Raw genomic sequence first — 12,278 nt, 5'->3', positions numbered from 1 at the left:
TTATCCCCTCCCCATATCACTTATTTCTAAACTTAACTATAACACTTAGTGGCATAGTTACATCTGAATATCCTTTTTTCTTATTTAAAATTAATGAAATTTCAAGTCCTGTAGTTTCTTTAAAATTTCCTGTTGGCTTCATTCTATAATCTATTGGCCTAATCTTAAATTCAGTAATATTAGATGATAAAACCTTTGGAAGACTTAAATTTGGATCTGAAATCTCAGCTCCACTTGCATCAACCTTTTTTAATGTTAATGTACTACTTCCCTCGTTATATATAAATGTGAAGTATTCTAATCCTATTTTAAATCTTAATTCAGTAACATCTAATTTTCCATTACTATCTGTTATTAATCCTTCATAATTATATTTATTAGCCTCCATAAGCATAGTATCATTAAGTTTGCTAATTTCCTCTGCTTGTGTTCCATATAGTAATAATTCTTTTTGAATTGTCTCTGATTCTAATTGAAGGTCAGAATTAATTTCTGTAGTTGTTAATGTTTTACTATTACTAAAGAAGAAAGTATACACCACTCCAAGAACTACAACTGTTAAACTTAATGTAATTATAAGTTCTAATATAGTAAAACCTTTTGTCCTTTTTCTCAATAATTCCACCTCTTTTATTTAACAATTCTCCATAAAGATCTTTCTAGGAATTTGTCAGCACTATACAATTCTGAAGCTGAAGTAACCTTTATTTCTTCTCTTGTACCTTGTGATTCATTAAATACATCCTTTAAAATATCATAATTTAAAGCTAGTACACCTCTTACAACTTGAGGATCATAGGTTATACTGCTTTCACCAGTACCTTCAAAATTAATGTTTCCTGCTGTTATTATATTTCCTATAAATTCAAAATTTCCTTTTATAGTTATATTTCCATTAGTTATAATTAAGCCCTTTTTAACTTCTTTATCACCTATTTTGTTATTTTCTATTACTATATTTTCATTATTTCCCCTTAGTATAACTACTCCATTTTCACTTTTTATATCTTGGATATTTATATCTTTAACTTTATCAAAATCTATTTGATTACTAACAGTTCTTTTAACTTCTTGACCATTATATAAATTTTCAAATCCTGTAGCATCTCCCATAGCAAATACATTTCTAGCAAATTCATTTCTTTGCTCATTTACTAAATTTAAATCTTCGCTTGTTATATTAGATTTTTGTATATTTCCACTACTATCTTTAACACTTGTTCCAACAGATTTAACAGCTCCCTTAAGATTTACTCCACCATCATTAAACTTGTAATGATTAGTATTTTTAGAATAATACTCCGCAAAATAATCTGCCTTCATAGATGGATTAGATTGTTCATTTTTACTTTCTAATAATTGCAATGGTGAATAATACTTTAAAGAAACATTATCTTTTCCATTTAAAATATCTTCAACGTCAGTGTATGCCAAGTAATTTCCCTTTACAGCTACTGACTCGCCTGTTTGATATTTATTTCCACTTTCATCTGTTGCATTTAAATAAGCAACTCCCATAATATACGAATCTTTATTTACTGTTATTGTTGAAGTTTTACTTGTATCATTTACAATTATACTACTTGAATTTAAAGCTTTATTTGCTGTTAAAACTTCTGCTGTCTTTTCATTAATTCCATAAAAATTATTTTTTATCATTATATTACTATTTGTTGCATTTAAAGCTAAATCATTATTTACAATAACATTCTTTTCAAAAGATATATTATTAGATTGTGAAACATTAGAATTTATAGATTTACCTACATAAATATTTTTAGCATATATGTCTCCATCTACTGATGCTTCACTTACTGCGTTGTTTAAATGAAATGTATTTGAAGTATATATATTTCCATTTATATTGAACTTTGTATTTTCTAATTTTATTCCACCTTTATACTTTTCAAATGTGTATTCTGGATTATCACCTAAATTTTCATTTCCTTTAACCCATATATCTCCGTTTATTGTTAAATTTCCATTTGATAAATCCATGTTACCATCTGCAGTTATGGCTTTGCCATCAAAAACAGGATATATGTTTATTGAAGTTATCTCTGAATTATAATCTGGCGCTGTTACTACATATTTTGTAGTAACAGTTTTCTTATTTTTAAGCTCACCTTCGCTATTTTCAAAGGTTGATTTTAACTCTATAGTTATATTACTTACTTTTCCATTATTAGTGTTTTTAATATATCCGCCTTCTGGTATTTCAATTATAAAGCTATTTTCTCTATCACTTATAGCTGATTCAAATTGTAATGTACCGCTTTCAAGTATTGATTTTATATACTTCCTTTCTAAAATTAAATATTCTAAAATATCAACATTTTTAGGTACATTATTAACATTAATTGTTTGTTTATTTTTTGTGATTAAAAATTCATAAAATTTATCTTTAAATAATTCATTTATCTTATCTTTACTTCTATCTTTATCATCTAATTTTGTAAATTCCTTTTTAACTTCTTTATCTGCATATTTTATGGCTTCTTGTGAGGTTTTTATTATTATATTTTCAACTACATCTAATCCTGAATCTGCTTCATAAAGATTTTGAAGTTTTTTACTTTCATTTATTCTCATTTTATAATCATTTGCTGTAACTGCTAATATAGTTGTCCCAGTTGTAAATATAACTGCCATTACTACAACCACTATTACAAAGGTTGAAGCTTTTTTCTTTTTTCTTTTTTTCACCTCTAATTCACCACCCATAAATTTATTCTATATATAAGTTTTTACTTGAAGATCCTTCAAATAATATGTTCTCATCATTATCTTTTACTGTAACCTTATAGTTATACATATTAGCAATTTGATTTTTATCTACTTCATTTTCTTCATAAAGAATTATCTTTCCTTTACTTGAATATAAATTTAACTTCCCTAATGTACCCTTATTTTTAATAAGATATATCTCAATAGTATTACTTGTATCATTCTTTATTTCTATATTTGTATTCTTAGTATAAGTACTATCAAGATATAAAAGAAGTTTATTATTAATTGGTGCTACTTTTGTATTATCTATAATTGGACTCTTATTATTTTTTTTATAAACTTTTAAGTTAAGATTATTACTTAGTTCAATCATTATATCTTCATTATCAATTGAACTACTATTAGCTATATTGGAAGCTAATTGTATTTTATCAACTCCATTTTCTCTTAAAAAGTTAAGTCTAAAATCAGCATTATTATATTCACTTAAATTATTATTATCATCATATTGAAAATTAATATCTTTTTGTATTTCTACATTAACTTTGTAAATTCTTTCATTTGAACTTTCAGGCTCTAAAGGACTTCCATATATGGTTCTTTCAAAATCTCCTACAAAAGTATTTCCAGTTAAGTCTTTAACTATTTTATCACCATCTAAAAGTTGAAAATATCCTTCCCCAGCATCATTTTTTAAAATTATTTTATCGTAAGCCTTTAATTCTTCTAGCACTTTTTGCCCTACATAACTTGCCTTTTGTCTATACTCTGAATCCTTATTATTCTTTAAGCTTGACATTACAAGACCTGATAAAGGCACTATTAATATTGATAAAAGGGTAACACTAATTATTACCTCAATTAATGTCATCCCTTTTTTTGCTTTAAGTTTATTATTTTTCATTACTGACACCTACTTTTTAGTTACATTTACAGTATAACCTTCGCTTGTTACTGTAACTCTAGGATTTGAAGTATCATCATCTTTAACTATTATCTCAACATTTTTATCTGTATTATTTATAACCTTTAACTTTATCCCTGAATTATCAGAAGTTCCTGATCTTTTTTCGCTTAATATTTCAAAAACTATGTCTTTTGATTTTGAAGTGAATTCCTTCCCTTGTGATGAGTTATCTTTAGGATAATATGATGATGATGTTTTATATTTATAATATATTTTTCCATCTATCTCATCAAAGGCTATTTCTACTTCTTCTATTTTATCATTGTCTGAATAAATATAACTTTCTCTTGAGTCATCCTTAGCTTTTCCTATTGTTACTGTAGGCAATTCTGATGTAGATGATCTAAGCATCATTACAAAGTCATTAACATCTTTTTCATTGCTTTGCTCTTCTATAGTAGAGGCATAAGCGCCACTTGCTGCTCCACTACTAAATAGAACTTCCTTTCCATATACATTATTTAATGTCCATATTAAATATTCCATATCTTCATCAGATAATTTAGGAACTGCATGAAATTCTAAATTCATAACTCCAGTTAATTCTTCTTGGGATTTTGATGATATTGATATATTAGTAATTACTACTTTTCTTTCATAATTTTGTACTGAAGCAATAAAGGTTTTTAGTGCTTCATAATTTCCAGAGAAGTTTATTGCAACTTTAAGTTGTTCTGATGTTGCACCATTTTCTGAAGTATTACTTTGAGATTGTTGTTCTACACCATTTGCAGTTGCTTCATTACTAGTACTTCCATTATATTCATCTACTAAAGCCTTTAAAGAGCTTTCTGTTTTTTGCACTTCTGGAGATACCATTTTTTCTACTGATGCTACTTCTATAGGACTAAATGCAATATTTCCTTTAAGTCTACTATCAGTTAATAGCTTGTCTAATTCTATTATGATCTTTTCTTGCATAATAGTTGGATATAACCTTTTAGATTTATCTAATACTGTTGCTTTTAATATCTTTAAACTTTCTTCTTTAGAATCTAAATTAGCTATAGCAGCCATTACTTCATTATATCTTTGCTCAACTTGATTTTTTTCTGCTCTTTTATTATTTAACTTTTCAACTTGATTAACATAAATAAATTGATAATAAACAAAACATATTAATACAGCTAACAGAATTCCTATTAAATATTTTTCCCTCTTACTTATATTCATATTATTCAACATCCTTTAATACACATTTTATATCAAAGGTATATTGCTCATCCCCTGATATTCCGCCAATATATACATCTTGTATAATATTTAATTTTTTTAAGTTATGTTCTATTTCTCCTATTGCAACCCTATTTGTTGAAACAGCTTGAATAGAAACTTCTGTATTAGTTATGTTTATACTATTGAAAGTTACTTCTGTTGGTAAACTTGAACTTAGTTTATCTAGTAAATCAGTCGTTACTACTTCTCTTGTATTTAAAGCATAGACTATTTTACTAAGCTCAGTATCATATTTTGTTAATATATCATTTTTTTTACTTATATCATCCCATTTAGAAATTTTTTCTTTTATATCTTGTTGTTCTAACTTTTCATTGTAATTTTTTATCTTATTATTAAGCAGTAGGATATTTGTACTGTTCCAAGTTAATGTCCCAATTATAACCACAGATAAAAAACCTGCCATGGAGTAAACATAAATATTTTTATTTTTTTGTTCTTTTTTCTGTCCCTGATAAGGTGAAAAAAAGTTCATATCTCTTATCATATAATGTCCCTCCTATAATCTTATAATAGCGCTTATAGCATTTAAATACTGTCCAAGATTTTCATTAATTAAATCCTTAGATGTAAAATCTATATTAGGAATATCTTCTATATTATCTACAGCAATATTAAGTTTATTTTTAATATACAGTTCTATATTTTTTAAGTTAGAAGTTCCTCCGTAAATATAAATCTTATCTATAGTTGTATTTGATTTATTACTGTAGAACTGAAGTATTCTTTCCAATTCTTCTAGTATATCATCAACAGATTTTCTTATAGTTAAATTTAAAATATCTTCTTCGCTATTTCTTAATAAATCTCCATCTTTTATCTTTAAAGATTCTGTTGATTTTATTGACATATTTAAACTTTGGCTTAATGCATAATCTATATTATCTCCACCAGATTTTATCATTCTTGTGAAATCCAATTTACCATTTTTAAATATTGCCACATTAATAGAGGTAGCTCCCATATCAACAAAAGCAACAGTACCTCCTATAATTTGTCCGTTATTTGATGTATATTTTGAATAGTTAGCTAATTTATTTATTGAATTATAAGTTACATCTAAAGCATATGGATTTAATTCTAAGGCATTTACTACGTTATAATAGGTATTAGCCATTCTTTCTGGAAATGAAGTTACATTGATTTTTAACTTTGCACCTGTATCATCAACAATTTCATCTAAAACTATAAATTGAATTATATAGTCATCTAAATTTATGGGTAAATATTGTTGTATTTCATATCTTATAACAGTTTCCATTTCCTCTTCTTGAACTACAGGTATTAAAATATCTCTATTTATTATTGAGGATGAATTAGTTGTAAAAATAACATCCTTAGCTCTTATACTATTTTCCTTTATTAAAAAGCTTAATACATCTATAATAGCTTGAGCATTTATTATTTTTCCATCAGCAATACAGCCTTCTGGTGTTGGTATTTGAACAACCTTATTTAAATTTAGCTTATCTTTTTGATACTTACCTTCAGCTACCTTTATAAAATTAGTTCCTAAATCTATAGATAAAACAGGCCTAGATTTTTCCTTAAGCCTACCCTTTTTTTCAACCTTATTTACTTCATAAGAAGAGTTTATCTCCTCAGACTTATCTTTTTTAAAAAGTTTTCCTATGTCCTTTACGTCCATACTACTTATTTCCTTAAGCTTCGATAAGTCGAATTTTTTACTTGGCATTAAATCACCCCATTTTACAATTGATAATTAACAATTAACGATTAACAATTATTGTTGATTTTTAGATAACCTAAAAATCTTTTTAATATAAGCAAAATGCAGATTGAACCTGCATTTTGCTTTTAACTTATATATTAGTCAACATCAGTAGCTGTAGCTGGGAAGAATGTTATATCTCCTCCTTTTACAATTACCCCACCACCAGCTTTTATTTCAACTGTAAAATTAGTTGTTCCTGAAACACTTTTTACTGTTGGTACATTTTGAAGATATGCTTCAATCTTTCCTGAATCTTCATCGTCTTCTGTAGAATCAATTGTAAGAGCCGTAGTAGTTGGTACTGTTAATTTATCTTCTGCTATCAATGCAGTAACAGCATTGGCTATAGTTTTAGCATTAGCCACATCTGATTTTACATTTGCATTTTTTCTAACTTCCCCAAATTTAGGAATAGCTATTGCTGCTAGTATAGCAATAATTGCTATAACTATAATAAGTTCAATAAGGGTAAACCCCTTCTTTTTCTTTTTGTTGTTAGTGTTCTTAATCATAATAAATCCTCCTTTTATTTTTGCTTATAGCTTTATATTAATTTTTAAATATAAACATTGTTTAAACCAGTTCACAGTGCACAATTCGCAGTTCACGGCTTTATTCAGTGCACAGTTGTCAGTGCACAATTCACAGTTTTACTCAGCTTTTAAATTTATAATTTAAAAGCCTTGTTACCTATTACCTGACACCTGTTACCTGTTACCTGTTACCTGACACCCGTTACCCATTACCTGCCACCTATTCCCTGTTATCTATAAAATAACTAACTGTGCTCTGTGCACTGTGAATTGTGAACTAAAAAGTGCTTTGCACTTTTACATCTGAGTGTACATATCAAACATTGGAAGCATTATTGAAATTACTATTCCTCCAATTACTACTCCCATAATAACTATTAGTAGCGGCTCTATTAATGAAGTTGTTGTTTGAATAGCTTGTTCAACCTCATCATCATAAAAGTCTGCTGTTTTGTTTAGGATATCATCTAGTGAGCCTGATTCTTCTCCTATTTTTATCATTGAAGATAGCATTTTAGGGAAAATATCATTTTCTCTTATAGGAGTACTCAATCCATCGCCTCTTACAACTCTTTCTCTTATTCTTAAAATTGCATCTTCTGCTACTTTATTTTCTAGTACTCCTGCAACAGTCGGCAGTGCTTGTACTAAAGAAACTCCTGATGCTAATAAGGTAGATAAAGTTCTTGTAAATCTAGATACTATTATTTTTTTATTTAAATTTCCTATAATAGGAAGCCTTAATTTTAAATTGCTTATAGTTACTACTCCATTTGAACTTTTTTTATAAATATTAAAAAGTATTACCATGATTACTATTGTTAGTATTATGATAATTAAGTTATTGCTTAGAAATTTACTTGTGCCAAGCATAAATCTTGTTATCAAAGGAAGGGTTATACCTTCGCCTTCAAACATTTCCACAAAGGTTGGCATTACGAAAGTCATTATAAACATAACTGCTACCAGTGCAACTATACTAAGTACAGTTGGATATGTCATTGCTGACTTAACTTTATTATTTATTTTATTTTCTTTCTCAAAATGTACAGACATTCTAAGCATCATTTCATCAATATTTCCACTAACTTCACCAGACTCTACCATACTTATTAAAAGTTGAGGAAAATGCTTACTGTGCTTAGCCATTGATTCTGATAAAAGTTCTCCTTTTTTAACATCATCCTCAATAGTTGATAAAATTTCTCTTAATTTCTTATTTGGTATTTCCTTTGATAAAATATTTATACAATTAGTTATTGTTACACCTGCATCTAACATAGTATAAAATTGTCTGCAAAATATTGCTAAATCCTTTGTTGTTATTTTCTCAAATAGCTTAAACTCTATTGACTTGCTTTCAACTATTTCTTCTACCTTTAAAGGATAATATCCACTTGAAGTTATCATATTTATTACATCATCTTTTGAACTACCTTCGAATTTTCCTTCTATTTTAGTTCCATCACTCTTCATAGCCCTATATTTATAATTTTTCATAACTTCTTATCACCCCTTATATATCCCTTAGTAATGTTACAGTTGCAAGTTCTTGTATAGTTGTTGTGCCATTTAGAACTAACCTTTTACACTCCTCTGCAAGTGTTGTCATACCATGCTTCATTGATATATCCATTAAAATATTGGAATCTCTCGTTTTGTTAATTGCATCTCTATGCTCTCTTGTTATTTCCATTATTTCATATACACCTATTCGCCCATTATATCCAGTATTATTACAATGTCCACATCCCTTACCACGATATAATTTTAGAACTTCCTTACTATCAACATTAAATATTGATTTTTCATAATCAGATGCCATGTATTCTTCTTTGCAATTATTACATATTTTTTTTACTAATCTTTGAGCTATGATTCCTGAAATTGAAGTAGCAACTAAATACGGCTCAACTCCCATATCAACTAATCTAGTCATTGAAGATGGTGCATCATTAGTATGTAATGTACTTAGCACTAGATGCCCTGTTATAGCAGCCTTTATAGCTATTTGCGCAGTTTCTTCATCTCTTATTTCTCCAATCATAACTATATCTGGATCTTGTCTTAATATACTTCTAAGTCCACTTGCAAAGGTTAACCCAGCCTTTGTATTTACATTAACTTGATTAATTCCATTTAATGTGTATTCAACAGGATCTTCTATTGTTACTATATTTACATTATTAGAATTAAGTTCACTTAATATAGTATAAAGTGTTGTTGATTTTCCACTTCCTGTTGGCCCTGTTACTAATACTATTCCATGAGGACTAGAGATTATATTGTTTAATTTCCTAAGATTTTCTTTACTTAATCCAAGACTTTCTTTTCCAACCTTATAACTATCTCTATTTAAAATTCTAATAACTACTTTTTCTCCATTTACAATCGGAAGTACAGATACTCTAAGATCTACATCCGTATTTCCAACTTTAGTTATTATTCTTCCATCCTGTGGTACTCTTTTTTCTGCTATATTCAAGTTTGCTAAAATTTTTATTCTTGTTATTAATGGAGCTAAACTTTCTATTCCTAATGTATTAACAGTTGTTAATTCACCATCAATTCTATATCTTATTCTAATCTCCTTTTCATATGGTTCTATATGTATATCTGACGCTCTCATTTCTACTGAATTCCTAAATAAGTATTCAATCATTTTAACAACTGGAGCATTCTTTACGTCATCAATTTCTTCCACATCTAATGATATATTCTTTGCTTCTAAACTTTCTTTTAAAAGCTCTTCTGCAGCTTTATTAACTTCTTCACTGCTATAATTTATTTTAACAAATTTATCAATATCCCTTTTAGGAGCTATAAAAGTCTTAACACTTAATCCTGTTGATATAGAAATATCATCTATAGCAAATATATTTAATGGATCCGATAATGCAACCATTATTTTATCTTCTTCAAATCCAAATGCAATTAAATTATATTTATTGCAAAGATTTTGAGGTACTATCTTAATTGCTCTTTTATCAAAAGCAACATTATTTAAATCTATCTTTTTTATGCCTGTTTGTGCTTCTATGGCATTTATAATATCTTCTTCAGATACAACACCACTTTCAATCAGCACTTCTCCCAACTTCTTACCTAAAATTTTTTGAGTTTTCAATGCATTTTGAAGTTGAAAAGGAGTTATTTTTTCTGCCATTACCAGGATGTCACCAAGTCTTTTCTTTTGAACTATAGCCATAAACTCCCCTCCGTAGTTTAATTTTAATTATATTTTTAAAAAATCTTCCTTTTTTGCCCATTATTTGTTTATTCTAATATTAATATAGCTTTATTGTTTTTTCAATCTGAATATCACTTTTAATTTAATTCACTTTATTAATAAAAAAAACTTAGATATAACGACAATATTTCATGTCCATAAAATATACATATAACAGCTGCTATAGCTATATATGGTCCAAAAGCTATTTCTGATTTCTTATCTTTTAATTTAAATAAAAGTATTATAATCCCAACTAATCCTCCTAATATTATAGAAATAAAAAGAGTTACTAAAATTCCTTTAATACCTAAAAAGAGTCCACAAATACCAGCTATTTCCGCATCTCCTTGCCCCATACCATTTGTGGCTATAACTATTAGATAAATAATTGCATATCCTATAATTCCACCTAGTAAGTTATTTATAATATTAACCTCTCCAATATATGATCCTACTAATATATAAATACATCCAATTACTGCGCCTAAAATAGTATTTGAAGTATATATATATTTACTATCTAAATCTATAAAAGAAATAACAATTAGTAAGGATGATAGTAAACTATAAAATATAAAATTTAAGCTTATTCCAAATTTAATAAATATAAATAAATATATTAATCCATTTAAAATTTCTATCAATGGATATCTTAATGATATTTTCTCACCGCACTTTCTACACCTTGCTCTTAAAAATAAATAACTTAGTATTGGAACTAAGTCATATGCTCTGAGATTATAACCACAAGTTGTACAATGTGATGGTGGAAATGATATAGATTCTTCCCTAGGAATCCTATATATACAAACATTTAAAAAACTACCTATACTTAACCCTATTATAAATACAAATATTCCCATTAATACCTCCAATAAATTATTTAAAATCTATTAATATAAATTCTACATTATATACCCATTTCCTTTTAAAATTTAATATTTATGTAATAAACTGGATATCATTCTCACAGAATCAGTTTATGTTTATTCTGTTTTTTAATCACTAAATTGTATTTATTATTCTCTAATTAAAATTCTTATATAGTTCTTAAGAATATTATATTATATCAATTTACTTATACATAGTGGTAATATACACCTTAATAAAACCTAAAAGGAAACAATAAAAATTTAAAGAAAAAATCTTTAAACTACGTTTGAACAAAGAGTGTTTAACACTAATTCAAATTTCACATAGCAATTATTGATATTTATTCAAGTTTTCCACAGTTATTCTACCTTCTCTTGTTACCTGTTCCCTGCCTTGTTACCTGACACCTGTTACCTAAATCAAGCTGTGAACTGTGCCTTGTGCACTGTGAACTAAAAACCTGTCCCCTGCTCCCTGACATCTATTCCTTTTCATTAATTATTCTTAAAAAGTTTCCTTCTTTATCTATTTCAAAATCTGTTGAATTATTTATTATTTCTTTAGCTTCTTCTATCTTTAGATATTTTATTTTTTCTATTTTTTTTGAATCATCAATATAGTTTTTTATTATACCTAAAATCTTATCATTATTATCTTCCATTGATTTAATAGACTCTGAATCTAAAATCTCAATATCATCTTTTATCTTCGCAATTTCTACTGCCATTATAAAATCTTGTATTGCGCTCTTTACTTCTACTTTCTTTGTATCAACTGAATACTTTTTAAAATTAGGTATTAATACAGCTATTAATGCTATTATTAACACTATTAATGTGGTTATTTCAATTATAGTGAACTTATATTTCTTTTTTTTCTTCTTACTATATTTGGTCATGATACTACCTCTCCAACTTATATTAATATTAAATAGTATTATACTAGTTATTACTATGGTTCCTTTACTTATTT

At 27.1% G+C, this 12,278-nt stretch carries 11 protein-coding genes; all 11 read right to left on the bottom strand.

The window, feature by feature from the left end; all coding sequences use genetic code 11:
- Positions 1–16 precede the first annotated feature (16 nt).
- Entirely contained in the window at positions 17–625 is a 609-nt protein-coding gene (locus tag ABDZ60_RS04370) for a pilus assembly FimT family protein (RefSeq protein ID WP_343776344.1), read from the bottom strand.
- A gap of 5 nt (positions 626–630) precedes the next feature.
- A complete protein-coding gene (locus ABDZ60_RS04365; RefSeq protein WP_343776342.1) occupies positions 631–2,706 on the bottom strand; it encodes a hypothetical protein in 2,076 nt (691 codons plus the stop codon).
- Positions 2,707–2,728: 22 nt separating this feature from the next.
- Positions 2,729–3,634, bottom strand: a complete 906-nt coding sequence (locus ABDZ60_RS04360) for a type IV pilus modification PilV family protein (protein WP_343776340.1) — start codon at positions 3,632–3,634, stop codon at positions 2,729–2,731.
- 9 nt (positions 3,635–3,643) lie between these two features.
- Entirely contained in the window at positions 3,644–4,870 is a 1,227-nt protein-coding gene (locus tag ABDZ60_RS04355; RefSeq protein ID WP_343776338.1) for a type 4a pilus biogenesis protein PilO, read from the bottom strand.
- A gap of 1 nt (position 4,871) precedes the next feature.
- The gene (locus ABDZ60_RS04350; RefSeq protein ID WP_343776336.1) at positions 4,872–5,420 is read right to left on the bottom strand and encodes a PilN domain-containing protein; all 549 of its coding nucleotides are present in this window, start codon (positions 5,418–5,420) and stop codon (positions 4,872–4,874) included.
- A gap of 12 nt (positions 5,421–5,432) precedes the next feature.
- Positions 5,433–6,629: a type IV pilus assembly protein PilM gene (gene pilM, locus ABDZ60_RS04345; protein ID WP_343776334.1), complete on the bottom strand. Its 1,197-nt coding sequence runs from the start codon at positions 6,627–6,629 to the stop codon at positions 5,433–5,435.
- Positions 6,630–6,763: 134 nt separating this feature from the next.
- Complete coding sequence (locus ABDZ60_RS04340) at positions 6,764–7,180, bottom strand: prepilin-type N-terminal cleavage/methylation domain-containing protein (RefSeq protein WP_343776332.1); 417 nt, start codon at positions 7,178–7,180, stop codon at positions 6,764–6,766.
- A gap of 318 nt (positions 7,181–7,498) precedes the next feature.
- The gene (locus tag ABDZ60_RS04335; protein WP_343776330.1) at positions 7,499–8,701 is read right to left on the bottom strand and encodes a type II secretion system F family protein; all 1,203 of its coding nucleotides are present in this window, start codon (positions 8,699–8,701) and stop codon (positions 7,499–7,501) included.
- 16 nt (positions 8,702–8,717) lie between these two features.
- Positions 8,718–10,409, bottom strand: a complete 1,692-nt coding sequence (locus tag ABDZ60_RS04330; protein ID WP_343776328.1) for a GspE/PulE family protein — start codon at positions 10,407–10,409, stop codon at positions 8,718–8,720.
- Positions 10,410–10,546: 137 nt separating this feature from the next.
- On the bottom strand, positions 10,547–11,296 hold the full coding sequence (locus tag ABDZ60_RS04325) for a prepilin peptidase (RefSeq protein WP_343776326.1): 750 nt from the start codon (positions 11,294–11,296) through the stop codon (positions 10,547–10,549).
- A 491-nt stretch (positions 11,297–11,787) separates the two neighbouring features.
- On the bottom strand, positions 11,788–12,204 hold the full coding sequence (locus tag ABDZ60_RS04320) for a type II secretion system protein (RefSeq protein WP_343776324.1): 417 nt from the start codon (positions 12,202–12,204) through the stop codon (positions 11,788–11,790).
- Positions 12,205–12,278: the final 74 nt, after the last annotated feature.

This window comes from Clostridium sartagoforme (genome assembly GCF_039521405.1).
Classification (GTDB): Bacteria; Bacillota; Clostridia; order Clostridiales; family Clostridiaceae; genus Clostridium; species Clostridium sartagoforme.
Note: the sequence above shows the minus strand (reverse complement) of the source record. Positions and strands in the feature narration are given on the sequence as shown.

Bases quoted from the DNA above. Each gene is read 5' to 3' on its own strand.
- ABDZ60_RS04320 (WP_343776324.1), bottom strand. From the start codon at position 12,204: ATGACCAAATATAGTAAGAAGAAAAAAAAGAAATATAAGTTCACTATA.
- ABDZ60_RS04350 (WP_343776336.1), bottom strand. From the start codon at position 5,420: ATGATAAGAGATATGAACTTTTTTTCACCTTATCAGGGACAGAAAAAA.
- ABDZ60_RS04330 (WP_343776328.1), bottom strand. From the start codon at position 10,409: ATGGCTATAGTTCAAAAGAAAAGACTTGGTGACATCCTGGTAATGGCA.
- ABDZ60_RS04325 (WP_343776326.1), bottom strand. From the start codon at position 11,296: ATGGGAATATTTGTATTTATAATAGGGTTAAGTATAGGTAGTTTTTTA.
- ABDZ60_RS04355 (WP_343776338.1), bottom strand. From the start codon at position 4,870: ATGAATATAAGTAAGAGGGAAAAATATTTAATAGGAATTCTGTTAGCT.
- ABDZ60_RS04335 (WP_343776330.1), bottom strand. From the start codon at position 8,701: ATGAAAAATTATAAATATAGGGCTATGAAGAGTGATGGAACTAAAATA.
- ABDZ60_RS04360 (WP_343776340.1), bottom strand. From the start codon at position 3,634: ATGAAAAATAATAAACTTAAAGCAAAAAAAGGGATGACATTAATTGAG.
- ABDZ60_RS04340 (WP_343776332.1), bottom strand. From the start codon at position 7,180: ATGATTAAGAACACTAACAACAAAAAGAAAAAGAAGGGGTTTACCCTT.
- pilM (WP_343776334.1), bottom strand. From the start codon at position 6,629: ATGCCAAGTAAAAAATTCGACTTATCGAAGCTTAAGGAAATAAGTAGT.